Below are 25313 nucleotides of genomic sequence, written 5' to 3'. Positions count from 1 at the left end.
GACCGACATTCGCACCGCCCGCCGCATGCGCCCGGGCGGCGCGCACCACGGAGGATCGATGGATCTCGACGGCGCCAGCCGCAATCTCACCGTCGCCGCATTGCTGACGCTGTCCGGCGGCTATCTCGACGCGTACACGTACGTCGGACACGGCCACGTGTTCGCGAACACGATGACCGGCAACGTCGCGCTGCTCGGCATCAACCTGTCGGCCGGCGAATGGGCCGCCGCGCTGCATCACGTGCCGCCGCTCGGCGGCTTCGTGCTCGCCGTGTTCGTCGCGCACCTGCTCGGCCTGGCCGCGCAGCGCGGCTGGATGCGGCATACGGCGTTCGTGAGCCTGATCGTCGAGATCGCGTTTCTCGGCGTCGCCGCGAGCGGCCTCGTCGGCGCGTCGAGTGCCTGGCTGATTCCGGGCATCTCGTTCGTCGCGACGCTGCAGACGCTGTCGTTCACCCATCTCGAGGAACTGTCGTACACGTCGGTGATGACGACCGGCAACCTGCGGCGCGCCGCGCAGAAGCTGTTCGTCGGGCTGATTCCGCGCTACGACGCGGGGGCGCTGCACGACTCGGCGCTGCTCGCGACGATCAGTTTCTGTTTCCTGGCGGGCGCGGTGGTCGGCGGCCTCGTGACGCGGCTCGTGCCGGACATCGCGCTGTGGGGTGCCGTGCTGCTGCTCGCCGGCGCGTTCGCGGAGATCGTGCGGCGGGCCTGGCGGCGCGCGGGAGACGGCGGTGCGGGCAACGCGGACGGTCACGGCGACGCGGGCAACGGAAGCGACGGGGCGACGCAATCGGCCTGACGACAACCGGCGACCGGCGACCGGCAATCCGCAACGCGCACCGATCACAGCGACCACGTCGCGACGCTCCGCGTGACCGCACCGCACCATCGCCGAACCTTACTGCGCCGCGCGTGTCCGCCGGCGCCGTCGCGCACCGTCCCGCCGCCGCGCGACGCCGGCCCGGCGCGGGAAACGTTGTTCGCGGACGACAATCGCGCGATTGCCGCACATTTCAATTTCTTTCAGCGTTCGTACTCATCTTATGATTCAGCCCACATCGCGCGCGCCATGAACGTGTGCGATCGCCACCCGGCTGCGCACGCGGCCGGCCATGAATGGAGACACCTACAAAAGGGAAAGCTCATGAAGCAGACCACCCGGCTCGCAGCCATCGCAGGGGGCGCCGCGCTGGCCTTCGCCAGCCAGTACGCCGCAGCACAAAGCTCGGTCACGCTGTGGGGCGTCGCCGACGCCAGCATTCGTTACCTGACCAACGCCAACGCGAAGAACGACGGCCTGCTGTCGATGACCAACGGCGCGATCACGAACAGCCGCTTCGGCATCTACGGCACGGAAGATCTCGGCGGCGGCCTGAAGGCGGTCTTCAACCTCGAAAGCGGCGTGAACCTGCAGAACGGCGCATTCGCCGACAGCGGCCGCCTGTTCAACCGCGCGGCGTACGTCGGCCTGCAGAGCCCGTACGGCACGGTGACCCTCGGCCGCCAGAAGACGCCGCTGTTCGACCTGCTGGCGGACACCTACGATCCCCTGACGGTCGGTAACTACCTCGAAAACGCATGGCTGCCGGTCGCACTCGGCGGCGGCCTGTATGCGGACAACCAGATCAAGTACACGGGCAAGTTCGAGGGGCTGACCGCGAAGGCGATGTACTCGACCGGCACCAACTACGAATCGACCGGCGCCGGCGGCTTCTCGGGCCAGATTCCGGGCTCGCTCGGCAAGGGCAATGCGTGGGGCGTGTCGCTGTCGTACGTGATGGGCCCGCTCAGCATCGCGGCCGGCGCGCAGCAGAACAGCGACAACTCGGCGCGCAAGCAGACGATCTACCACGCGAACGTCGTGTACGCGTTCAGCAAGGCGAAGATCTACGCGGGCTACCTGCGCTCGAAGGACGACACGGGCTTCGTCGACAGCCTGCTCGCGCAGCAGTCGATTCCGGTCGCGAAGGGCACGGGCCGCATCGACGACGGCCCGTTCGCGGGCGTGAGCTGGCAGGTCAGCGCGCCGCTGACGCTGACGGGCGCGTTCTACTACGACCACATGCGCAATGCGATGACCACGAACGGCACGCTCGCGAGCGGCAACCGCTACGCGATCGTCGGCATCGCCGAGTACGCGCTGAGCAAGCGCACCGAAATCTACGGCACCGTCGACTTCAACAAGACGAACGGCGCGGCGAACGTCGAGCTGCCCGGCCGCAGCAACCAGACGGGCATCGCGATCGGCCTGCGCAATATCTTCTGACGAACGTCGGAACGCCCGCGCCGGCTTCGTCCGGTGCGCATCGAAGAGGCTCCGCGAGGCGCCTCTTTTTTTCGTCGCGCGACCTTCATACGCGCGCACGACTATTCGGCAGGCGCTTCATTGCGAAAGTCCCGCGCCGTAAGCGATCCGTCGGCAATCCACAACATACTTTTACAGTCCGCGCCCGGGCTTTCCGCTACGCTGCGTGCATCGCGCGTTGCATGCCGTCCGGCGTGCGCGTGCGTCGTTCCGGTAGCGCTCGGCGCGCGCGGCCGGCCTGGTGCGTAACTTGTGTATCCGGCGATGACAAACGCGGTCCGCCGGTTTCTTTCGTGGGACGATGCGCTCACGATTTTCTTGAAAGGGGATGACGATGGGTATCCTGAACGTCGTGGGTGAAATCGCCGGCGCGGTCGCTGCCGTCGAAGGTGCGGAAAAGCTGGATCCGGATGCGGGCCTGCTGACCAAGGCGGCCGCGGCCGTCGCCGGTTTCAAGGGCGCCGAGGCGATCGAAGGCATGCTCGAGAAGAAGGACGAGCAACCGCAGCAGGCGGACGATACGCAGGCGACGGACGGCAGCGACACGTCGCAGGCATGAGCATGGCGGCCGGTCCGGCCGCGGGCGCGCCCTTCGCGCGCCCGGGTCGACCGGCGCCGCGCAGTCGGCAGGTCGGGCATGCGGTCGATCGGTGACGCATGACACAACCGCCAGCCGGTTTGACCGGCGAGAGGCCTCGTCTCTCGCCGTTTTTTGTTGGGCGCGCGGCACGCGCGATGTGCCGCACGAATGCCCGAATCTTGCTATCGTGCCCCCATCCGAACTGCGATGAGGGAATGCGATGGATTTCGACTACGACCTGTTCGTCATCGGCGCCGGCTCGGGCGGCGTGAGGCTCGCGCGCATGTCCGCGTCATACGGCGCGCGCGTCGGCATCGCGGAAGAAGAGCAGATCGGCGGCACCTGCGTGCTGCGCGGCTGCATCCCGAAGAAACTGCTCGTCTATGCATCGCACTATCCGCACGAAATCGAGGACGCGAAGGGCTTCGGCTGGACCTTCGGCGCCGGCACGCTCGACTGGCCCGCGCTGATCGCCGCGAAGGATCGCGAGATCAACCGGCTGAGCGACATCTACATCAACCTGCTGCGGCAATCGGGCGTCGACATGCACGCCGGCCGCGCGACGCTCGTCGATGCGCATACGGTCGCGATCGGCGCGCGCACGATCCGCGCACGCCACATCGCGATCGCGACCGGCTCGCGTCCGGTGCTGCCGCCGCGGCCCGGCATCGAGCACGCGATCACGTCGCGCGAGGCGCTGTCGCTCGCGGCGCTGCCCAGGCGCATCGCGGTGGTCGGCGGCGGCTATATCGCGGTCGAGTTCGCGGGCATCTTCAATGGCTTCGGCAGTCACGTCGACGTGTTCTATCGCGGCGAGAAAATCCTCCGTGGCTTCGACGACGACGTGCGCCAGTTCCTGACCGACGAGATGACGAAGCAGGGCGTCACGATTCATCCGCGCGCGGTGATCGAGTCGATCGAGCGCGCGAGCGACGGCACGCTGTCCGTGCGCGTCGGCGACGTGCGGCACGGGCCGTACGATCAGGTGCTCTATGCGACGGGCCGCGTGCCGAACGTCGACGGGATCGGGCTCGAGCAGGCGGGCATCCTGCTCGATGCGCGCGGCGCGATTGCCGTCGATGCGTATTCGGCGACGTCGGTGCCGTCGATCCACGCGATCGGCGACGTCACGTCGCGGCCGCAGCTCACGCCGGTCGCGACGCGCGACGCCGGCTTGCTCGCGCGCACGCTGTTCGGCGGGTCGCGCGTGGCGGTCGATCACGCGTACGTGCCGTCGGCCGTATTCAGCCAGCCCGAGGTCGCGACGGTCGGCCTGAGCGAAGCCGATGCGCGTCACGCGCACGGCGACGTCGATATCTACCGCACGTCGTTCAAGGCGCTGCGCCACACGCTGTCGGGCCGCGACGAGCGCACGCTGATGAAGCTCGTCGTCGCGCGCGACAGCCAGCGCGTGGTCGGCGCGCACATGGTCGGCCGCGACGCGGGCGAGATCATCCAGGGCATCGCGATCGCGATTCGCGCGGGCGCGACGAAGGCGCAGTTCGACGACACGATCGGCATTCACCCGACCGCGGCCGAGGAGTTCGTGACGATGCGGCAGAAGGTGGCCGACTAGGGCCTGTTCACGCTAATAACGGGCTTGCGAACGTGCCTTTCCGCCCGCAGGGCAAGGAGAGAGGAGGCGCAATAGCCGTAGCTATTGCAACGACGAACGACGCCGCCATGCGGGCGGAAAGGCACGTTCCCCTGTTTGGAGAAAATCGTTCGTGGGGCTGGCCGCCAGAAGGGCCGATCGCCGCGTCATGCTCCTCGCGAATACGTCGAGTATTCGCTTCGTCGCAATCCTTGCGCTCGGCCCTTCTGGCGGCCAGCGCAAGCCCGTTATTAGCGTGAACAGGCCCTAGCGGCAATCGCACGCGCGTTTGCACCGATGCACGCGCGCGTGCGGCTCGAATGCCGGGATGCGCGTCCGTCGATCGATGTCGCATTCACGGCAATGCCGACTTCCCGTATGCGGCTGCGCGCCGGCGCCAATCGCGTGTTTCGTACCTGTCGGAAATTCGTCAATTCTTTTCAAGAATCCCCGTCTCGATAAGCGGACTTGGTATGATCGCGAAAAATCACATACGGGGCCGTATCATGCGCGATCAACAGCGCAGCAATCAGAACAACGGGGTAACCGGCGCACGCGAGCCTGTCGCGTATTGCATTGCCCATCCGTTTCGTGTCGCAACGCGTACGTTGCGCGCACCCATCCTTCACATACCGCTATCGCCGGCCCGGCGATGAACGCGTGCGCGCGCATCGCACCGATGCGCGCGTGTCCGTTCGCGCCGCAGCCGTTTGACCGCCGGGTCGTTCGCGAGCCGGCGCGCCCGCTCGGGCATTCTTTTCACCAAGGAGACCAGCAGTGAACATTCAGACACGACGCACCGTCCTCGTGGCGGCAGCGGTCATCGCAGCGCTGTCCGGCTGCGCGACCGAATCGTCGCGCACGCTCGACGTGCCGGCCGTCAGCAGCGCGCAAAAGCCGTACGCGGGCAAGCCCGTCGCGATCGCCGTCGGCAAGTTCGACAACCGCTCCAGCTACATGCGCGGCATCTTCTCCGACGGCATCGACCGCCTCGGCGGACAGGCGAAGACGATCCTCGTCACGCGCCTGCAGCAGAGCCGCCGCTTCAACGTGCTCGATCGCGAGAACCTCGACGAGATCAAGCAGGAAGCGGGCTTCATGAAGAAGGCGCAGGCCGTGAAGGGCGCGAACTACGTGGTGACGGGCGACGTGACCGAGTTCGGCCGCAAGGACGTCGGCGATCATCAGCTGTTCGGCATTCTCGGCCGCGGCAAGACGCAGGTCGCGTACGCGAAGGTCAACCTGAACATCGTCGACACGACGACGTCGGAAGTCGTCGCATCGAGCCAGGGCGCGGGCGAGTTCAGCCTGTCGAACCGCGAGGTGATCGGCTTCGGCGGCACGGCCGGCTACGACTCGACGCTCAACGGCAAGGTGCTCGATCTCGCGATCCAGGAAGCCGTGAACCATCTCGCGGAGCAGGTCGACGCCGGCGCATTGAAGGTCGCGCAGTAAGCGTCGCGCAACCCGCCGCAGCGCGCGCCGGGGCCGGCGCCGCGCTCGAGCGATTCATCACGACATCACAAGAGAAAAGACCATGAAACGGGGTAACTGGCTGCCGGCGACGGCTGCCGCCTTGCTGCTCGCCGGCTGCGCGAGCTCCACGCCGCCGCTCTATCAGTGGACCGGCTATCAGCCGCAGGTGTACGAATACTTCAAGGGGCAGAAGTCGCCGCAGGAGCAGATCGACGCGCTCGAAAAAGCGCTGCAGGACATTCGCGGCAAGGGGCATACGCCGCCGCCGGGCTTCCATGCGCATCTCGGCATGCTGTACGCGAGCATCGGCAGCGAGCAGCAGGCCGAACAGGAACTGCAGGCCGAGAAACAGCTGTTTCCGGAATCCGCGACCTATATGGATTTCCTGCTGAAGAAGAAAACCGGCGCGCCGAAGGCGGCCGACCCGAAGGCAGCCGGCGGGAAGGCGGCTGACCAGACGGTCGCCGGCCAGAAGCACGCCGATCCGACCACCGCCAAACCGTGAGCGACACGCCAGCCATGTTCAAGACCCTCTCATTCAAGCTGCTGTCCGTGCTGTCGCTCGTCGCGTTGCTGAGCGCCTGCGCGCAGCCGGTGAAGCGGCCCGATTACGCGGCGTTCAAGAAGAGCCAGCCGCGCTCGATCCTCGTGCTGCCGCCCGTCAACGAAACCTCCGACGTCGGCGCGACCTACGGGATGCTGTCGCAGATGACGCTGCCGCTCGCCGAGTCGGGCTATTACGTCGTGCCGGTCGCGGTGATGGACGAGACGTTCAAGCAGAACGGTCTGACCAACGCGGCCGAGATCCAGGAGACGCCGCCCGCGAAACTGCGCGAGATCTTCGGTGCGGACGCCGCGCTGTATTCGAAGGTGTCGCAGTACGGCACCGTCTACCGGATTCTCGCGAGCGCGACGGTCGTGTCGGCCTCGGCGAAGCTCGTCGATCTGCGTACCGGCGACGTGCTGTGGCAGGGCCACGCGAGCGCGAGCAGCGACGAAGGCGGCAACAACGGCGGCGGCGGCCTGATCGGCATGCTCGTGGTGGCCGCGGTCAAGCAGATCGCGAATACGTTGATGGACCAGAGCCACGACGTCGCCGCGTTCACCAGCACACGCCTGCTGTCGGCCGGGCCGCCGGCCGGCTTGCTGTACGGCCCGCATTCGCCGAAGTACGGCACGGACTGACCGGCGCAGGCGAGGCGCGGCACGCGGGCATCGGCAGGTGTCCGCTGCGCCGGCGTGCCACGATCCGATCGAACGGCTGCGCGCGAGCGCGGCCGTTTTTCATGTGCACCGGCATCGCGGCGCGCGACGCGCTCAATGCACGCCGAATGCGTCCAGCAGCCGGTACCAGCTCATCGCGAGCACCAGCGCCGGCGTGCGCAGCGCCGCGCCGCCGGGGAAGTCGCGATGCCGGATCTTGTCGAACAGGTCGAAGCGGCTCGCCTGTCCGTCGATCGCCTCGGCGATCAGCTTGCCGGCGAGCGCGGTCGTGTTCACGCCGTGCCCCGAGAACCCCTGCGCGAAATACGTCGTCGGCGCGAGGCGGCCGAAATGCGGCGCGCGGTTCATCGTGATGTCGACGAAGCCGCCCCACGCATAGTCGATCTTCACGTCCGCGAGCTGCGGGAACGTCTTCAGCATGTCGGCGCGCATCGCCGCGGCGAGATCGCGCGGCTCGCGCGTCGAATAGCTGACCTTGCCGCCCCATACGAGCCGCGTGTCGGGCGCCGGGCGGAAATAGTCGAGCACGAAGCGGCTGTCGCAGATCGCCGCGCGCGCGGGCATCAGCGCGGCGGCGCGCGCGTCGCCGAGCGGCTCGGTCGCGATCACGTAGGTGCCGACCGGCATGATCTTCCTCGACAGCGCGGGCGCGAGCGTGCCGACGTAGGTGTTGCACGCGAGCACGACGAAGCGCGCCCGCACGTCGCCGCCGCTCGTCTCGACGACGTGGCCGCCGGACACGTCGCGCACGCGCGTCACGCAGCTGTCCTCGTGGATGCGCACCCCCGCTTCGATCGCCGCCCGCGCGAGGCCGAGCGTGTAGTTGAGCGGATGCAGGTGACCGCTGTCGGGGTCGTACAGGCCACCGCAATAGCGGGCCGACTGCACGTAGTCGCCGAGTTCGTCGGCTTCGACGAAGTGGAAGCGGTCGTAGCCGAAGCGCCGCGCGGCTTCGTCGCGCCAGCGTTTCAGCGCATCGGCGTCGCGTTCGGTGTTGGCCGCGGTCAGGTAGCCGGGCACCAGCGCGCAGTCGATGCCGTGCCGCGCGATGCGCGACTTCACGAGCGACAGCGTTTCGAGCCCCATGTCCCAGATGCGCTTCACGTCGCCTTCCGGCATGAACCGTGCGAACGTGTCGATGTCGCACGCGAAGCCGCCGATCAGCTGGCCGCCGTTGCGGCCGCTCGCCGCCCATCCGACCCGCGACGCTTCGAGCACGGTCACCGAGTGGCCGCGCTCGGCGAGATTGAGCGCGGCCGACAGGCCCGTGAGGCCCGCGCCGATCACGCACACGTCGGCGTCGGTCGTGCCGGCGAGCGGCGCGTGGCGGGTCGTGTCGTTGGCGGTCGCCGCGTAGTACGACGCGACGTGCGGTTGGTTGGCGAATGTCTGCATGATGAGGAAAGCGGAGTGAAAGGGCTCAGAACAGCTCGCGTACGCGGTGATACAGCATCCCGAGCTCGAGCGCGGGTTGCCGCCAGGCGTCGCCGCCGGGAAAGCGCCGGTGACGCACGCGTGCGAACAGGTCGAACGCGCGCGGGTCGCCCGCGATCGCGCCGGCGACCGCGCGCCCGGCGATGCCGGTGAGCGCGACGCCGTGCCCGCTGAAACCCTGGACGTAGAAGAAGTTCGGATCGAGCGCGCCGAAGTCCGGCGCGCGGTTGCGCGTGACGTCGACGAAGCCGCCCCACGCGTGGTCGACGCGCACGTCGCCGAGCTGAGGAAACACGCCGACCATGCGCTGCCGGATCGCTTCGGCAAGCGCGGCGGGCGACGCGCCGGCCGAATTCGCGCGGCCGCCGAACAGCATCCGGTGGTCGGCCGACAGCCGGAAGTAGTCGAGGAAGAAATTGTTGTCGCACACGGCTTCGCGCCGCGCGATCAGCGCGTCGGCGCGCGCGCGGCCGAGCGGTTCGGTCGCGATGATGTAGGACGCGACCGGCGCGATGCGTGCGGCGGTCGCGGCCGGCAGCACGCCGCCGGGGCCCGCGTTGCAGCACGACACGACGAAGCGGCAGCGCACTTCGCCCGACGGCGTGCGCACGACGGGCCGCGCACCGCGCACGACGTCGAGCGCGGGCGAGTGGGCGTACAGCGCGACGCCCTCGCGGCGCGCGGCATCGGCGAGGCCGAGGCAGTACTTGAGCGGATGCAGATGGCCCGACAGCGGATCGTGCACGCCGGCCAGATAGCGCGTCGATGCGATGCGCGCCTGGATCTCGCCGGTATCGAGCCACGCGAGCGACGGATGGCCCCAGCGCGACGTCGCGGCATTCATCCATGCGCGCAGGTCGTCGATGCGGCGCGGCTTCGTCGCGACCGTCAGGTAGCCGCGCGTGAAGTCGCAGTCGAGCCCGTAGCGCGCGATGCGCTCGGCGATCAGCGCGACGCCGTCGAGCGACAGCGACCACGCGGCGCGCGCGCCGTCGGCGCCGAGCTGCTTCTCGATCACCTCGTCCTTCGCGAAGCCCGTGATCGCCTGGCCGCCGTTGCGGCCCGATGCGCCCCAGCCGGGCCGGTGCGCATCGATCACCGCGACGGACAGCCCGCGCGCGCGGCAGTCGAGCGCCGTCGACAGGCCCGCGAAGCCGGCGCCGATCACGCACACATCGACGTCGATCGCGTCATCGAGCACGGGATCGTCGGCCAACGGTCGCGTGACGGTTGCTTCGTAGTACGAGTCGCGCGCGAGCGCGTCGGCGCGGCGAGTGAAAGACTGCGTCATGAAACCGGCTCCCTCGACAAGGCCGCACCGTGCGCGCAGCCACTCCAAAAACGACGCGGGACGCCGTGCGTGCGGCACGGCGCCCCGCGCATCCGGCATCAGAACGAATAGATGAACTGCGTCGCGAGCAGGTCGTTGGACTTGCCGTACGACCCGTCGTTGCGCAGGAACACCTTGTTGTTCGCCCAGTCGTGCCGGTATTCGACCTTCACGGTGATCTGCTGGGTCGGATAGAACAGCAGGTCGAGCGCGACGTCCTGTCGCACCGCGCCCTTGCACTCGAAGCCCAGGCCGCCGCCGGCCTTCGACTGCGCGAGGCAGTCCGCATCGACGCCGAAGCCGTTGCTCGGGTCCATCCCGTTGCCGTTCAGTGCGATGCCGCCGCCGCCGCCGCCGTTCTTCGAGTTCGCGAGCAGGTCGTAGCGCAGCGTCACGCCCATGCGGCCGACCACCGGCGCGTTGAACTTGCGGTGCGCGAGCAGCGACAGCCCGTACCACTGCGCGAGCCCGCCGTTGAACGCCGCATGCTGCTGCCGGCCGTAGTCGACTTCGGCGTTGTACTGAATGTCGGCGAGCGTGTAGGTCGCGTCGAGTTCGCCGAAGAAGAACGAGCCGTACGCGCTTGGCGCCGCGCCCCCCGGGCCGTAGCTGACGGCGCCAGTGGTTGGGTCGATCGCGCTCGCCAGCGTCTGCCGCCCGATGTTGAACGATCCACCGATATCCAGCGCGCTCGACCACGTGTAGTCCGCGCGTGCGGTGAAGGTCGGCACCTTGTTGCTGGTGGTGATCGGGTCGCCGAGCGCGTTGGTGCCCGTCTGCGTGACCGAACCGTACGTGCGGTACTGCTCGTTGCCGAGGAAGAACTTCCACGCCCAGGCGCCCTTCGTGTAGTTCGCGCCGATGCCGACGTAGCTGCCCGGATCGGAGAAATCGTACAGCAGGTTGTGCGTGAGCGTGAGCATCTGGTTCGACTGCTGCACCTCGTAGCCGCCGAAGCTCGGGATCAGGCCGGCCACCAGCGTCGTTTCCGCGGTGATCGGCACGTTGATGACCGCGGTGTTCAGCAGGTTGTCGGTGATCGAGCCGCGCGAGTTCTGCAGCAGCGTGATGCCGTTGCCGCGGTTCGGCATCAGCGTGATTTCGGCCGACGGCGCCATCGGGCCGACGCCGAACGTCTTCTTGATGTCGAGGTAGAGATCGCCGAACGTGCTGTTGAAGTAGTTGTACGCGTTCTCGTGGTTCGCGAACAGGAACGACGACGTGCCGGCCGCGCGATTGTAGATGTAGGTCGGATCGATGTAGCCGGTGACCGACAGGCCGGCGAGCGGGCCCGTGTTGGCCGCGTCGGTCAGCGAGTCGACCTTCAGCTGCTGGTTCGCGATCTGCTGCTTCATTTCGCTGACCTCGTCGTTGGTCAGCGTCGCCTGCGCCTTGCCGTAGTCCGGCGAGCCCGGATCGGCGGCCACCGCGACGACCTTGCCGCCGCCCGCTGCCCCGGCGCTCGCGCCGGACGTCGCGACCGCCGTGCCGCCCGGCTTCGCGGCGAGCTGCGCCTGCATCGCCTTCATCTGTTTCTGCAGCGCCGCGACCTGCGCCTGCAGCGCCTTGATCTCGGCGGAGGTGGAACCGGCCAGCGCGATGCCCGGCAACGCGCCGGCCACCAGCAGGCAGATCAGTTTCTTCTTCATTGCGGATTCTCCTAGTCGTGCGCCTGTCAAATCGGGATCGAATCGCGCGCCCCCCCTGGGGCAGCGCGTCATGCTTGTCTGCAGTACGGCTGATCTTTGAAGCGGGAGGCGGGCGTCACGCCGCGGCGAACGCCGCCTTCAGGTCGGCCATCCGGCGCCGCTCGCGCGCGATCATCATCCGGTTCACGACGATCACGCCGATCGTCACGGCCGTGATGAACAGCGTCGCCAGCGCATTCATCTCCGGGTTCAGCCCCAGCCGTACGCGCGAGAACACCACGAGCGGCAGCGTCGTCGAGCCGGGCCCGGACAGGAACGCCGACAGCACCAGGTCGTCGATCGACAGCGTGAACGACAGCAGCCAGCCCGACAGCAGCGCCTGCGAGATCAGCGGCAACGTCACCACGAAGAACACCTTCAGCGGCGTCGCACCGAGGTCGAGCGCGGCCTCCTCGAGCGACTTGTTCATCTCCTTCACGCGCGACTGCACGATGATCGCCACGTACGACACGCACAACATCACGTGACCGATCCAGATCGTCACCATCCCGCGCCCCTTCGGCCAGCCGAACATCTGCTCCAGCGCGACGAACAGCAGCAGCAGCGAGATCCCCTGGATCACTTCCGGAATCACCAGCGGCGCGTTGATCATCCCCGTGTACAGCGTGAAGCCCTTGAAGCGGCCGAAGCGGGCGAGCACGAAGCCCGCCCACGTGCCGATCACGACCGACGCGGTGGCCGTCAGCAGGCCGATCTTCAGCGACAGCCAGGCGGCGCCCAGCAGCTCGTCGTCGTCCAGCAGCGCCGCGTACCACTTCAGCGAGAAGCCCGACCACACCGTCACCAGCTTCGATTCGTTGAACGAGTACACGACGAGACTGATGATCGGGATGTACAGGAACAGGAAGCCGAAGGCGAGAACGCCCGTCGACAGCGGTTTGCTCGGCTTGATCATTTCGCGTCCTCCAGTTCCTTGACCTGGTAGTACTGGAACAACGCCATCGGCACCAGCAACAGCAGCACCATCGCGACCGTCACCGCGGACGCCATCGGCCAGTCCATGTTGTTGAAGAATTCATCCCACATCACGCGGCCGATCATCAGCGTGTCGGCGCCGCCGAGCAGCTCCGGGATCACGTACTCGCCCACCGCCGGGATGAACACCAGCAGGCTGCCGGCGATGATCCCGTTCTTCGACAGCGGCAGCGTGATGCGCGTGAACGCGACCCACGGCTTGGCTCCGAGGTCGTACGCGGCTTCGAGCAGCGTCAGGTCCATCTTCACGAGGTGCGCGTACAGCGGCATCACCATGAACGGCAGGTACGAATAGACCATGCCGATATAGACGCCCGCGTCGCTGTGATAGAGCCGCAGCGGCGTGTGAATGATGCCGAGCGCGATCAGCGTGTGGTTCAGCAGGCCGTCGTCCTTCAGGATGCCGATCCAGGCGTACACGCGGATCAGGAACGACGTCCAGAACGGCAGCATCACGGCCATCATCAGCACGTTGCGGCGGTTCGGCTCCGAGCGCGCGATGTAGTACGCCATCGGATAGCCGATCAGCAGGCACAGCACCGTCGACACGGCGGCCATCTTCAGCGAGCTGAGATAGGTCGCGATGTACAGGTCGTCCTGCAGCAGGAACGCGTAGTGCGACAGCTGCAGCGCGAAGTGCACGACGCCGTCCTTGATCTCGACGAGCGACGTGTACGGCGGAATGCCCATCACCTGGTCGGCGAAGCTGATCTTCAGCACCAGCACGAACGGCAGCGCGAAGAACACGGCGAGCCACAGGAACGGCACGCCGATCGCGACGCTGCGGCCCGACGGCAGGAAGCGCGACAGCGCGGCGAAGCGGCCCGGACGGGCGCGGCCCGCGCCGGTGCGCGCGGCGCCGGCCGGCACCGGCGCGGAAGGCGTGGAAGCGGAGGTTCTCATCGTGGCGTCCTCACTGCGTCAGCACGACGCCGCTCGCCGGCGACCACGACACGAACACGTCGTCGTTCCACGACGGTGCGCCGTCGCTCATCAGGTGCGAGCTCGACAGGTTCGACACCACCGTCTTGCCGCTCGGCAGGCGCACGTGGTACAGCGAGTAGCTGCCCATGTACGCGATGTCGGTGACGACGCCGCGCGCCCAGTTGTGCTTCGAGCCCGGCTTCTCGCGCGACACGTGGATGCGCTCCGGGCGCACCGAGATGCCGACCGGCATGCCGAGCGGGCCGGTCACGCCGTGGCTCACGTACATGCGGGCTTCGAGGTCGTCGCTCTCGACGAAGATGTGATCGGGCTCGTCCTCGACCACGCGGCCCTCGAACAGGTTGGTCGAGCCGATGAATTCGGCCGAGAAACGGCTGTTCGGGTATTCGTAGACTTCGCCGGGCGAGCCGATCTGCACGATCTTGCCTTCGCTCATCACCGCGAGGCGGCTCGCCATCGTCATCGCCTCTTCCTGGTCGTGCGTGACCATCACGCAGGTCACGTCGACCTTCTCGATGATGTTCACGAGTTCGAGCTGGGTCTTCTGCCGGATCTTCTTGTCGAGCGCGGACATCGGCTCGTCGAGCAGCAGCAGCTTCGGGCGCTTCACCAGCGAGCGGGCCAGCGCGACGCGCTGCTGCTGGCCGCCCGACAGCTGATGCGGCTTGCGCTTCGCGTACTTGCCCATCTGCACGAGCGCGAGCGCGTCGGCCACGCGTTCCCTGATCTCGTGCTTCGGCGTGCCTTCCTGCTTCAGGCCGAACGCGACGTTCGACTCGACCGTCATGTGCGGAAACAGCGCGTACGACTGGAACATCATGTTGACCGGGCGGCGGTACGGCGGCAGCGACGCGAGGTCCTCGCCGTCGACGAAGATCTTGCCGGAGGTGGCCGTCTCCAGCCCGGCGAGCATGCGCAGCAGCGTCGACTTGCCGCAGCCCGAGCTGCCGAGCAGCGCGAACAGCTCGTTCTTCGCGATCGTCAGGTTCACGTTGTCGACGGCCGTGCTGTCGCCGAATTTCTTCACGACGTTTTCGATGCGCACGAATGCGTCGTTCTGCGTACGGGGCGCCGTGGCCGGTTGGGTCTGTCGTGCAGCAGCGGAAGAGGGTATCGATTGCATGGGAGTCACCATTCGTTCTTCACGGATTGCAGGCGTGAGCGTCCCCGCGCGAGGCGTGCAACGCGACTCGCGGAAGGCGGCTCGTGCCGGATGGAACAGGCGCGCGGTGCGCGCGGGCGGACGGAGGTCCGCGAATCTCGGGCGGCGAGGCTTGCAGCGATGCCTGCGCCGCCGTGATGCATGATCGTCAGTGGCCCGTCTTCAACTGCGCCCACAGACGGTTCTCGAGGCGCAGGATGTCGGCCGGCATCGGCTTCATCAGCACCATCTTCTTCAGCACGTCTTCAGGCGGGTAGACGGTCGGGTCCTGCGCGACGGCCGGCGTGACGAACTGATGCGCGGCCTTGTTCGCGGTCGGGTAGAACACCGTGTTGGTGATCGCGGCGTTGACCTTCGGGTCCGACACGTAGTTGATCCACTTCAGCGCGGCCTCGGGGTGCGGCGCGTCTTTCGGGATCACCATCACGTCGAACCACAGCAGGCCGCCTTCCTTCGGGTTCGCGAACTTGATGTCGTACGAACGCTTCGCTTCCGACGAGCGGCGATGCGCGATGCCGACGTCGCCCGACCAGCCGAGCGCGACGCACACGTCGTTGTTCGCGAGATCGTTGATGTAGCCGGACGAATTGAACTGGGTGATGTACGGGCGGACTTTCTTCAGCACTTCGAACGCCGCCTGGTAATCGCCGGGGTTCTTGCTGTTCGGATCCTTGCCCATGTACTGCAGCGTGGCGGCGAACACGTCGACGGCCTGGTCGAGGAACGACACGCCGCAGCTCTTCAGCTTCTCCATGTTGGCCGGGTCGAACACCAGCGCCCAGCTGTCGACCGGCGCCTTGTCGCCGAGCGCCTTCTTCACCGCCTGCGCGTTGTAGCCGATGCCGTCCGTGCCGTACGCCCAGGGCACGCCGTACTGGTTGCCCGGATCGGCGTCGGCGATCATTTTCATCAAGAGCGGGTCGAGGTTCGCGAGGTTCGGAATCTTCGACTTGTCGAGCTTCTGGTATACGCCGGCCTGGATCTGCTTGGCCATGTAGTTCGACGTCGGCACGACGATGTCGTAGCCCGAACTGCCGGCCAGCAGCTTCGCCTGCAGCGTGTCGTCGCTGTCGTAGTTGTCGTACTTGACGTGAATACCCGTCTGCTTCTGGAAGTTCGGGATCGTGTCCGGCGCGATGTAGTCGGACCAGTTGTAGACGTTCAGGTCCTCGGCATGCGCCGACGGGCTGGCGACCGACGTGAACGCGGCCGCGGCGGCAAGGGCGGCAATGGAACAGGCTTGGCGAAGTAAGCAGGCACGCATGGTGGAATTCCCCTGGGTTATGGCGGCGTGCGGCGCCCGCCGCACGCCTGTAGGCAAACCGTTACGAAACGCCCAGTTGCTGGGCGGTAGCGTCGACGGCCTTCTTCGCCTTCGACACGAGTTCATCGATTTCCTGGCGCGAGATCACGAGCGGCGGCGACAGCAGCATCCGGTCGCCGGTCGCGCGCATGATCAGGTTGCCGTTGAAGCAGAAGTCGCGGCAGATCGTGCCGACGTCGCCGCCGTTCGCGAAGCGGCGGCGTTCGGCCGGCGCTTCGGCCAGCTGCAGGCTCGCGACCATCCCGTGGCCGTGCACTTCGCCGACGATCGGATGGCGCGCGAAGGTCTCGCGCATCAGCGCCTGGAAGTACGGGCCCGTATCGTGCTTCACGCGCTCGACGATCCCTTCGTCGCGCAGCAGCTTCAGGTTCGCGACCGCGACGGCCGCCGCCACCGGATGGCCCGAATACGTGAGGCCGTGATTGAATTCGCCGTTGTCGATGATCGGCCGCGCGACGCGCTCGTGAATGCCGACCGCGCCCATCGGCACGTAGCCCGACGTGAGGCCCTTGGCCATCGTGATCAGGTCGGGCTCGAAGCCGAAGTGCTGGTGCGCGAACCATTCGCCGGTGCGCCCGAACCCGCCGATCACCTCGTCGGCGACCAGCAGGATGTCGTACTTGCGGCAGATCCGCTGGATCTCCGGCCAGTACGTCGACGGCGGGAAGATCACGCCGCCCGCGCCCTGGAACGGCTCGCCGATGAACGCGGCGACGTTCTCCGCGCCGAGCTCGAGAATCTTCGCTTCGAGCTGCTGCGCACGCGCGAGGCCGAAAGCCTCCGGCGTCTCGCCCGGCTGCGCTTCACCGAAGAAATACGGCTGGTCGATGTGCACGATGTGCTCGACCTTCGACGGCATCTGCTCGTGCATGTAGCCCATCCCGCCGAGCGTGCCGCCCGCGATCGTGGAGCCGTGATAGCCGTTCTTGCGCGAGATCACATACTTCTTCTGCGGTTTGCCCTGCACGCGCCAATACTGATGCACGAGCCGCAGCACGGTGTCGTTGCCTTCCGAGCCGCTGTTGCAGTAGAAGAAATGGTTGAAGCCGGCGGGCGTCACTTCCGCGAGCATCGCGGACAGCTCGATCACCGGCGGGTGCGTGGTCTTGAAGAACGTGTTGTAGAACGGCAGTTCCTGGATCTGGCGATAGGCGGCGTCGGCGAGCTCCTTGCGGCCGTAGCCGACGTTCACGCACCAGAGGCCGGCCATCCCGTCGATCACCTTGTTGCCGTCGGAGTCCCACAGGTAGACGCCGTCGGCCTTCACGATCACGCGGCTGCCGGCGCGGTTGAGCGCGCCCATGTCCGAGAACGGGTGAATGTGGTGCGCGGCGTCGAGCGCGCGGTATTCGGCGGTCGAGCGTGCCTGCGTCGCGCGCGGCGCGGCGGCCGCGGCGCTCGGCGCGGCCGGCTGGACCCAGGCAGATTCGTTGCGGTAAGTCATGTTTCCTCCGTGATTCCGTATGCGGTTGGCACGCTTACACGTGCAGCAGCAGATGGCGGCGTTCCCACGAGCTGATCACGCGGAAGAACGCTTCGTATTCGGTTTCCTTCAGCGCGAAGTACGCTTTCAGGAACTTGGGCCCGAGGATCTCGCCGAGCGGCTCGCACGCGGCCATCAGCGTGAGCCCTTCCTCGAGGTTGCGCGGCAGCTGGTACGGCAGGCTGTAGCCGTCGCTGACGAGCGGCTCGGTCGGCTCCAGGCGCTGCGTCATGCCGAGATAGCCGGCCGCGAGCGTCGCGGCGAGCGCGAGGTACGGGTTGCAGTCGACGCCCGGAATGCGGTTCTCGATGCGGCGTGCCGCCGGGCCCGAATGCGGGATGCGGAAGCCCACCGTGCGGTTGTCGTAGCCCCACTGCACGTTGATCGGCGCGGCCATGAAGCGCGACAGGCGGCGGTACGAGTTGATGTACGGCGCGAAGATCGGCATCAGCGCGGGCGTGTACTTCTGCAGCCCGGCGAGATAGTTGTAGAACATCGACGTCGCGCCGCCGGTTTCGGGCGACGTGAACAGGTTCTGGCCCGTTTCCTCGTCGACGATGCTCTGGTGCACGTGCATCGCCGAACCCGGTTCGTCCTCCATCGGCTTGGCCATGAACGTCGCGTACATGTTGTGACGCAGCGCGGCCTCGCGCACCGTACGCTTGAACAGGAACACCTGGTCGGCCAGCGACAGCGCGTCGCCGTGCATGAAGTTGATCTCCATCTGCGCGGCGCCGACTTCGTGGATCAGCGTATCGATGTCGAGGTTCTGTGCTTCGCAGTATTCGTAGATGTCCTCGAACAGCGGGTCGAACTCGTTGACGGCCTCGATCGAATACGACTGGCGGCCGGTTTCGGGGCGGCCCGTGCGGCCGACCGGCGGGCGCAGCGGCAGGTCGGGGTCCTTGTTCATGTCGACCAGGTAGAACTCGAGTTCGGGCGCCACGACCGGCTTCCAGCCCTTCGCCTTGTACAGGTCGAGCACGCGGCGCAGCACGTAGCGCGGCGAGATTTCCACCGGCGAGCCGTCGAAATGCACGCAGTCGTGGATCACCTGCGCGGTCGGATCGACGGCCCACGGGATCAGGCGGATCGTCGACGTGTCGGGCACGCACACCATGTCGGGGTCGGTCACGCCGGTCAGCGAGCCGTCTTCCGGATAGTCGCCGGTGACGGTCTGCACCATCACGGCCTGCGGCAGGCGCATCGATTCGCCGGACGTGAACTTGTTGCGCGGCGTGATCTTGCCGCGCGCGATGCCGGCCATGTCGGGAATGATCGCTTCGATCTCGGTGATCCGGTGCTGCTTCAGAAAGTCTTCGATGTCTTGCATGTCTGTTCTCGTTGTCTGGTGGGGCGCGCTCAGGCGAGCGCGGCGGCGGCCATGGCGCGCGTGCGCGCAGCGCGGCGGGCGCGGCAGGCGTCGCCGAACGCGCGGAAGATCGCGCTCGACAGCGGGTCCTGCGCATGCCGCCATTCCGGATGCCACTGCACGGCCAGCGCGAAAGCCGGCGCGTCGACGACGCTCACGGCCTCGATCAGGCCATCCGGCGCGACGGCCTCGACCGCGAGGCCCGAGCCGAGCTGCGCGATACCCTGCTTGTGCAGCGAGTTCACGTGCACTTCGTCGCGGCCGCCGGCGAGCGCCTGCAGCTTGCCGCCGGGCGTCAGGTGCACGACGTGCGCGGGGCCGTATTGCGTGTCCATCGGCGCGTCGTCGTCCTCGCGGTGATCGGCGAGGCCGGGCACTTCGTGCACGCGCTGGTGCAGCGTGCCGCCGCAGACGACGTTCAGCTCCTGGAAGCCGCGGCACAGGGCCAGCACGGGCACGCCGGCGACGATTGCCGCGCGCAGCAGCGGCAGCGTCGTCGCGTCGCGTGCGGGGTCGTGCTTCGTGCCCGGTGCGCTCGGTTCGCCGCCGTAACGGTGCGGCTCGACGTTCGAGTAGCTGCCGGTAAACAGCAGCCCGTCGACCGCGTCGAGCACGTCGTCAGTCGACTGGCGCTCGCCGAGGGCCGGCAGCACCATCGCGAGCGCATGTGCGCCGTCGACGATCGCGGCGACGTACTTGTCGCCGACCGTATGCGACGGGTGGGCGCCGATCTGGGTGAGGTCGGCGGTGATGCCGACGAGAGGTTTCCTTTCCATGACGTCAATCAGTAATCCGTAGGGACGTGACGCACGCCGAGCCGGATGCGGCAAAACGCGGGCGCGACACGACCCCGCAGCCGGGCGCCGGGCGCACGGCCGCTGGTGAATGGGCGCAGCGGGATGGCGTGGCGATCCGCGCTGCGCGTGACGGTCAGGCCGTCGTTCGATTCATCGCGACACGCGACGCGGCAGCGAATGCGCGAACGCGTTCCGTCACCGCACGGACGATGCGGTTGGCGAATCGGCGGATGAAACGAACGACGTAAAGAAAGGAGAGGCGCTACGGCAGCAGCGACGCCACTTCGTCGGTATCGACGGCGACGAATGCGCGTGCGGAAACGGCGTTGTGGCGCCGAACGGAACGACGGGACAGGATGGTGTAGATCGACAGGTGAAGCAGGCGAGGACTATGCCAGCCGCAACTGCCGTCGGAAGCGGGAACGGCGCTGCGCAAACTTCGCACATCGCCTCGATCCCACCTCACCAGAGGGCCACGGACTCTCACGATTACACTCGACTGGTTTGTTGAAAGTATTGAACACCTGATCGTTTCGACGCGCGGGGCGTTTAAAATAATCGAGGCGCCGGTCCGGCGTCATTTACATTGACGGGCATCGATTGTTGCATTGCGATCACGCTTTTCGATGCCTGTGAAATGCTGATGACACTGACCTGAGAGCCAGCATATACGAGCCAATAACGGCGTCAAATGTTTTTTAATGGTCCTGCATCAGGGCTTTCCCGAGCAGTGCGAACAAAAGATTCGTAAAAGGAATGAACGGCGCGCCGTTCATTATTTCGAACGCCTTTCAGGGTTTTCCCCGCTGATGTGCGGCATAAAGTGATTAGAATATTCAACGGCTGTCCCATGCGTCGTTTCACTTTGTCATCGCACTTATCGTGTCCGAAACCGAATCGATGTCCACCGAAGTCGCCGAGCGCCTGCGTTTCGTGCGCAACAAGCATGGCCTGTCGCAGCGCGAACTCGCGAAACGCGCCGGCGTCACCAACGGCACGATCTCGCTGATCGAACAGGGTCGCGTGAGCCCGTCGGTCGGCTCGCTGAAGAAACTGCTCGAATGCATCCCGATGAGTCTCGCGGAGTTCTTCACGTTCGAGCTCGTCGAATCGCGCGCGGTCGTGTCGCGCCGCGACGAGATGCCGAACCTCGGCAACGCGTCGCTCGCGTTTCAGCTCGTCGGCGCGAACGTGAAGGATCGCAACATGTGCATCCTGCGCGAGACGTACCAGCCGCTGGCCGACACGGGGCCCGAGATGCTGGTGCACGCGGGGCACGAGGGCGGCGTCGTCGTGTCGGGCCGGCTCGAGCTGACCGTCGACGGTGCGACGTGGCTGCTCGACCCCGGAGACGGCTACTACTTCGAAAGCCGTTTGCCGCATCGTTTTCGCAATCCCAGCGCGGAACTGATCTGCGAGGTCGTGTCGGCCAATTCGCCGGCGACCTTCTGACCGCGCGTCACCGCATTCGCTGCAGGCCGGCTGCGTACCTCGCGCACGGCGTGCCGCCACGCGAATGCCACTACATTGAGGCATCCTGATGAACAAGTTGACTTTGGCTGACTGGCAACACAAGGCGGCGTCGCTCGAGATCGAAGGACGCGCATTCATCGACGGCGCGTCGCGCGACGCACACGGCGGCAGGACGTTCGACTGCGTGAGCCCGATCGACGGCCGCGTGCTGGCGAAGGTCGCCGACTGCGGCGAAGCGGACGTGAACGCGGCCGTCGCGGCGGCACGGCGCGCATTCGACGCCGGGGTATGGGCCGGCCTGAACCCGCGCGCGCGCAAGGCCGTGCTGCTGCGCTGGGCCGCGCTGATGCGCGAGCATCTCGACGAACTGTCGCTGCTCGAGACGCTCGACGCGGGCAAGCCGATCGGCGACACGACGACGGTCGACGTGCCGGGCGCCGCGTACTGCGTCGAATGGTTCGCCGAGGCGATCGACAAGGTCGGCGGCGAGGTCGCGCCGGCCGATCACCATCTCGTCGGCCTCGTCACGCGCGAGCCGGTCGGCGTGGTGGCCGCCGTCGTGCCGTGGAACTTCCCGATCCTGATGGCCGCATGGAAATTCGGCCCCGCGCTCGCGGCCGGCAACAGCGTCGTGCTCAAGCCGTCGGAGAAATCGCCGCTGACCGCGATTCGCGTCGCGCAGCTCGCGTTCGAAGCCGGCATCCCGGCCGGCGTATTCAACGTCGTGCCGGGCGCGGGCGAACCGGGCAAGCTGCTCGCGCTGCATCGCGACGTCGACTGCATCGCGTTCACGGGCTCGACGGCGGTCGGCAAGCTGATCATGCAGTACGCGGCGCAGTCGAACCTGAAGCGTGCGTGGCTCGAGCTCGGCGGCAAGTCGCCGAACATCGTACTGCCCGATTGCCCCGATCTCGACCGCGCGGCGCGGACGGCGGCAGGCGCGATCTTCTACAACATGGGCGAGATGTGCACGGCCGGCTCGCGGCTGCTCGTGCATCGCGACATCAAGGATGCGTTCATCGAGAAGCTCGTCGCGGCCGCCCGCGCGTACGTGCCGGGCAATCCGCTCGATCCGTCGGTATCGATGGGCGCGATCGTCGACGGCATCCAGCTCGAACGCGTGCTGGGTTACATCGAAGCGGGGCGCGGCGAAGGCCGGCTCGTCACGGGCGGTGCGCGCGTGAACGCGGAAACGGGCGGCTTCTATGTCGAGCCGACGGTGTTCGAGGTGAAGCCCGATGCGAAGATCGCGCGCGAGGAGATCTTCGGGCCCGTGCTGTCGGTGATCGTGTTCGACGACGTCGACGAGGCCGTGCGGATCGCGAACGACACCGAATACGGGCTCGCCGCGGCCGTGTGGACGTCGAACCTGACGACCGCGCACGACGTGTCGCGCCGGCTGCGTGCGGGCACCGTGTGGGTGAACTGCTATGACGAGGGCGGCGACATGAACTTCCCGTTCGGCGGCTACAAGCAGTCGGGCAACGGCCGCGACAAGTCGCTGCACGCGCTCGAGAAGTACACCGAACTGAAGTCGACGCTGATCCGGCTGCGCTGACGCGCCGCCGCGCGCGGGCGCGTCGCCGTCCGGCGCGGCGCCCGCCGCCTCCGGCGTGCGTTACGCGGTGCGCAGCGCGGGATGGAAGCCGGCGGCTTCGATGATCGCCTGCACGCGCTCGACGCCTTGCGCCGAGTCGACCTTGACGATCTTCGCCGCGACGTCGATGTCGAGCTTCGCGGCCGGGTCGGCGGCCGTCACCGCGCGCGTGATCGCGTTGGCGCAGCCGCCGCAGGTCATGTCCTGGACTTCGAATTCCATCGTGTTCTCCGGGGTGGATGGTTGACGAGTATGCTCAGCATGAAGCTTGCCATGGTGGGAAGGTCAAGCGCCGCATGCGGCGACGCGCATCGCATCAGCCATTTGTAATGCTGAGGTCTGACGAATGGACATTCGCGTGCGCGCGTCAGTCCGAATTTTTCCCGATTGACGGCCGCCCATTATCGGCGAAATCCGGCGCAGCCTTGCGGGGCAACGCGCGCACGCGATCGATGGTGCGCGATGTCCATGATCGAAGTAAGGATACTTTGCGATGAAAATGCGAATCGATCTTAGTATCGATTCCCTTCCCTATTTCAAACCATTACGCACATGACCCGTTTCGCTATCGGTTTCGCACTGGCCCTGCTGGGCGCCTCGGCAACGTCCGCCTTCGCGGCCGACGACGTCGTCAACCTGACGCTGAAGGACCACAAGTTTTCGCCCGATGGCGTGACGATCCCTGCCGGCAAGAAGGTGAAATTCGTCGTGAAGAACCTCGATGCGACGCCCGCCGAATTCGAGAGCGACGATTTCAAGGCGGAGAAGGTCGTGCCGGCCGGCAAGTCGGTCGAGATCCTGGTCGGGCCGCTGAAGGCCGGGACCTACGAGTTCCACGACGAGTATCACGAAGCGCAGTCGAAGACGCACCTGACCGTCAAGTAAGCCGATACCGACATGCTGTCTACTGCCCTGATCGTCTTTCGTGAAGTGCTCGAGGCCGCGCTGGTGGTCTCGATCGTGATGGCCGCCACGAAGGGCGTGCCGCGGCGCGGCTGGTGGGTGAGCGGCGGGCTGGTGGGCGGCGTGGTCGGCGCCGGCCTGATCGCGGCGTTCGCCGACGTGATCTCGCAATGGGCGTCCGGCATGGGGCAGGAAGTCTTCAACGCGGGCGTGATGTTCGTCGCGACGCTGATGCTCGCGTGGCACTGCATCTGGATGAGCCGGCACGGCCGCGAAATGGCGCTGCACATGGGCGAAGTCGGCCGGGCGGTCGCGGCCGGCAGCCGGCCGCTGACGGGGCTCGCGATCGTGGTCGGCGTCGCGGTGCTGCGCGAGGGTTCCGAGGCCGTGCTGTTCCTGTACGGGATCGCGGCGGGCGATCCGGGACAGACGCCGCAGATGATCGCCGGCGGGCTGCTCGGCGTGCTCGGCGGTGCGGGTCTCGGCTACGCGATGTATGCGGGCTTGCTGCAGATTCCGTTGAAGCGCCTGTTCTCCGTCACCAACGGGCTGATCGTGCTGCTCGCCGCGGGCATGGCGAGCCAGTGCGTCGGCTTCCTGCTGGCGGCCGGCCTCGTGCCGTCGTGGGGCGATGCGGTGTGGGATACGTCGTGGCTGCTCAAGGAAACGAGCATCGTCGGCAAGGCGCTGCATACGCTGATCGGCTATACCGCGCGTCCGGCGGGGATCCAGATCGCCGCGTACGTCGCGACGCTGGCGGCGATCCTCGTGCTGGCCCGCCTCGTCGGCCGGCCGCGGGAGACGGTGAGGCCGCCGCATGCCGCTGCGTGAGTGCGCGGGGTTCGAACGAAAGAAGGGGCGTCATGGACGCCCCTTCTTTCATTGGTGATGCATGCTGCCGGCTTCGATCAGCTGTGGTTGTCGATCCACGCACGCGCCCATTCGAGTCCGGCGTCGCGCGCTTCGTCTTCGGTATCGAACACGCCGAGCACGCCCGACGCCTCGACGAGCCGGTTGTTCTGCGTGATCGTGCCGCTCGCCGCGAAGCGCTCGGGCTGCATGATCTCGTCCTGCTGCAGGATCGCGTGGCCCCAGATCTGGTAGCCGTGGTAGGTCTGCGCTTCCATTATCGAGTCACCTCCGCGGCGCGGCCGTGCGTGCCGACCTGCAGCACGTTGCCGTCCGGCGTGTATTGACGCGGGATGTCGGAGAAGGAGAGCGCGTGCGTCGCGTCCGGTGCGGCGGGCTGCATCACCGTGAGACGCCCCGGCGTGGGCTGCGCAACGGGGCGCGGGGCAGCCGGGGTGGCGGTCGCGGCGGCGGCCGGGCGGTGCGAGTCGGCTTTCACGGCCTGCGCGACGCGGCGCTTGTGCGGTTTCGCGGCGGCTTTCGGTGTGGCGCTCGCGTGCTTCTCCGCGTTCTTGCCGGTGCGCGCGTCGGCGCCCGAGTGGGTGGTCGGCGTACGGGCATCCGGCGTACGCGTACCCGGCGTACGGGCCGCAGGTTGCCGCGCCTCGGGCGGGTTCCAGACCTCGACATAGTGCTCGGCGGCCCAGCCCGTCGACGCGAACGTCAGCGCCAGCAATCCGCATCCAAACAGTCTTACCATTGTCTCTCCGTCATA

Annotated in this window: 25 protein-coding genes; 11 read left to right on the top strand and 14 right to left on the bottom strand. The window is 67.1% G+C overall.

What is annotated here, in order from left to right:
• The first annotated feature begins 58 nt into the window (after window positions 1–58).
• The 7 genes from HWX62_RS16520 to HWX62_RS16490 all read left to right on the top strand — a co-directional run bounded on the left by HWX62_RS16520 (window position 59) and on the right by HWX62_RS16490 (window position 7146).
• Window positions 59–805, top strand: coding sequence for a YoaK family protein (locus HWX62_RS16520; protein ID WP_175928055.1), 747 nt, complete (start codon window positions 59–61; stop codon window positions 803–805).
• A gap of 345 nt (window positions 806–1150) precedes the next feature.
• Window positions 1151–2272: a porin gene (locus HWX62_RS16515; protein ID WP_175928054.1), complete on the top strand. Its 1122-nt coding sequence runs from the start codon at window positions 1151–1153 to the stop codon at window positions 2270–2272.
• A gap of 373 nt (window positions 2273–2645) precedes the next feature.
• Window positions 2646–2870, top strand: a complete 225-nt coding sequence (locus HWX62_RS16510; protein ID WP_011546403.1) for a hypothetical protein — start codon at window positions 2646–2648, stop codon at window positions 2868–2870.
• Window positions 2871–3111: 241 nt separating this feature from the next.
• Window positions 3112–4467: a glutathione-disulfide reductase gene (gene gor / locus HWX62_RS16505; protein WP_175928053.1), complete on the top strand. Its 1356-nt coding sequence runs from the start codon at window positions 3112–3114 to the stop codon at window positions 4465–4467.
• Window positions 4468–5268: 801 nt separating this feature from the next.
• Entirely contained in the window at window positions 5269–5940 is a 672-nt protein-coding gene (locus HWX62_RS16500) for a CsgG/HfaB family protein (protein WP_208456109.1), read from the top strand.
• A gap of 82 nt (window positions 5941–6022) precedes the next feature.
• The gene (locus tag HWX62_RS16495) at window positions 6023–6466 is read left to right on the top strand and encodes a DUF4810 domain-containing protein (protein ID WP_175928051.1); all 444 of its coding nucleotides are present in this window, start codon (window positions 6023–6025) and stop codon (window positions 6464–6466) included.
• Between the two features lie 14 nt (window positions 6467–6480).
• Window positions 6481–7146 (top strand): DUF799 domain-containing protein, encoded by a 666-nt coding sequence (locus HWX62_RS16490; RefSeq protein WP_175928050.1) that lies wholly within the window; start codon window positions 6481–6483, stop codon window positions 7144–7146.
• Between the two features lie 132 nt (window positions 7147–7278).
• On the opposite strand, the gene HWX62_RS16485 is transcribed toward HWX62_RS16490, so the two are convergent.
• From HWX62_RS16485 to HWX62_RS33090, 11 genes are all read right to left on the bottom strand, one after another.
• Window positions 7279–8580, bottom strand: coding sequence for an FAD-binding oxidoreductase (locus HWX62_RS16485; protein WP_175928049.1), 1302 nt, complete (start codon window positions 8578–8580; stop codon window positions 7279–7281).
• Window positions 8581–8605: 25 nt separating this feature from the next.
• Entirely contained in the window at window positions 8606–9910 is a 1305-nt protein-coding gene (locus tag HWX62_RS16480) for an FAD-binding oxidoreductase (protein WP_175928048.1), read from the bottom strand.
• A gap of 98 nt (window positions 9911–10008) precedes the next feature.
• The gene (locus HWX62_RS16475) at window positions 10009–11598 is read right to left on the bottom strand and encodes a DUF3138 family protein (RefSeq protein WP_175928047.1); all 1590 of its coding nucleotides are present in this window, start codon (window positions 11596–11598) and stop codon (window positions 10009–10011) included.
• 115 nt (window positions 11599–11713) lie between these two features.
• Window positions 11714–12553: an ABC transporter permease subunit gene (locus HWX62_RS16470; protein ID WP_175928046.1), complete on the bottom strand. Its 840-nt coding sequence runs from the start codon at window positions 12551–12553 to the stop codon at window positions 11714–11716.
• The gene (locus HWX62_RS16465; protein ID WP_175928045.1) at window positions 12550–13536 is read right to left on the bottom strand and encodes an ABC transporter permease subunit; all 987 of its coding nucleotides are present in this window, start codon (window positions 13534–13536) and stop codon (window positions 12550–12552) included. The genes HWX62_RS16470 and HWX62_RS16465 overlap by 4 nt, the downstream gene beginning before the upstream one ends.
• Window positions 13537–13546: 10 nt before the next feature.
• Window positions 13547–14701 carry a polyamine ABC transporter ATP-binding protein gene (gene potA / locus HWX62_RS16460; protein WP_175928044.1) on the bottom strand — a complete coding sequence of 385 codons (1155 nt, stop codon included), beginning with the start codon at window positions 14699–14701 and terminating at the stop codon, window positions 13547–13549.
• 187 nt (window positions 14702–14888) lie between these two features.
• Window positions 14889–16004, bottom strand: a complete 1116-nt coding sequence (locus HWX62_RS16455; protein ID WP_175928043.1) for a polyamine ABC transporter substrate-binding protein — start codon at window positions 16002–16004, stop codon at window positions 14889–14891.
• A gap of 61 nt (window positions 16005–16065) precedes the next feature.
• Window positions 16066–17508 carry an aspartate aminotransferase family protein gene (locus tag HWX62_RS16450; RefSeq protein WP_175928042.1) on the bottom strand — a complete coding sequence of 481 codons (1443 nt, stop codon included), beginning with the start codon at window positions 17506–17508 and terminating at the stop codon, window positions 16066–16068.
• A gap of 34 nt (window positions 17509–17542) precedes the next feature.
• Window positions 17543–18880: a glutamine synthetase family protein gene (locus HWX62_RS16445; protein WP_012329373.1), complete on the bottom strand. Its 1338-nt coding sequence runs from the start codon at window positions 18878–18880 to the stop codon at window positions 17543–17545.
• Window positions 18881–18909: 29 nt separating this feature from the next.
• Window positions 18910–19695, bottom strand: a complete 786-nt coding sequence (locus tag HWX62_RS16440; RefSeq protein WP_175928041.1) for a gamma-glutamyl-gamma-aminobutyrate hydrolase family protein — start codon at window positions 19693–19695, stop codon at window positions 18910–18912.
• A 283-nt stretch (window positions 19696–19978) separates the two neighbouring features.
• On the bottom strand, window positions 19979–20161 hold the full coding sequence (locus HWX62_RS33090; RefSeq protein ID WP_006488040.1) for a hypothetical protein: 183 nt from the start codon (window positions 20159–20161) through the stop codon (window positions 19979–19981).
• 455 nt (window positions 20162–20616) lie between these two features.
• On the opposite strand from HWX62_RS33090, the gene HWX62_RS16435 reads away from it, so the two are divergent.
• A complete protein-coding gene (locus tag HWX62_RS16435; RefSeq protein WP_175928040.1) occupies window positions 20617–21168 on the top strand; it encodes a cupin domain-containing protein in 552 nt (183 codons plus the stop codon).
• Window positions 21169–21256: 88 nt separating this feature from the next.
• Window positions 21257–22747, top strand: coding sequence for an aldehyde dehydrogenase (locus tag HWX62_RS16430; RefSeq protein WP_175928039.1), 1491 nt, complete (start codon window positions 21257–21259; stop codon window positions 22745–22747).
• A gap of 60 nt (window positions 22748–22807) precedes the next feature.
• Here HWX62_RS16430 and HWX62_RS16425 read toward each other — a convergent pair whose 3' ends face one another.
• A complete protein-coding gene (locus HWX62_RS16425) occupies window positions 22808–23008 on the bottom strand; it encodes a heavy-metal-associated domain-containing protein (RefSeq protein ID WP_175928038.1) in 201 nt (66 codons plus the stop codon).
• A gap of 330 nt (window positions 23009–23338) precedes the next feature.
• Between HWX62_RS16425 and HWX62_RS16420 the strand changes: the two genes are divergently transcribed.
• Window positions 23339–23671 carry a cupredoxin domain-containing protein gene (locus HWX62_RS16420; RefSeq protein ID WP_006488047.1) on the top strand — a complete coding sequence of 111 codons (333 nt, stop codon included), beginning with the start codon at window positions 23339–23341 and terminating at the stop codon, window positions 23669–23671.
• Window positions 23672–23683: 12 nt separating this feature from the next.
• Window positions 23684–24520, top strand: a complete 837-nt coding sequence (locus HWX62_RS16415; RefSeq protein ID WP_175928037.1) for an FTR1 family protein — start codon at window positions 23684–23686, stop codon at window positions 24518–24520.
• Between the two features lie 77 nt (window positions 24521–24597).
• Here HWX62_RS16415 and HWX62_RS16410 read toward each other — a convergent pair whose 3' ends face one another.
• Both HWX62_RS16410 and HWX62_RS16405 read right to left on the bottom strand, forming a co-directional pair.
• Entirely contained in the window at window positions 24598–24816 is a 219-nt protein-coding gene (locus HWX62_RS16410; RefSeq protein WP_175928036.1) for a hypothetical protein, read from the bottom strand.
• Entirely contained in the window at window positions 24816–25298 is a 483-nt protein-coding gene (locus tag HWX62_RS16405) for a hypothetical protein (RefSeq protein ID WP_175928035.1), read from the bottom strand. The genes HWX62_RS16410 and HWX62_RS16405 overlap by 1 nt, the downstream gene beginning before the upstream one ends.
• Between the last annotated feature and the right edge of the window lie 15 nt (window positions 25299–25313).

Source organism: Burkholderia sp. BCC0506 (assembly GCF_902833145.1).
GTDB lineage: Bacteria > Pseudomonadota > Gammaproteobacteria > Burkholderiales > Burkholderiaceae > Burkholderia.
This window is presented reverse-complemented; position numbering and strand designations above follow the sequence as displayed.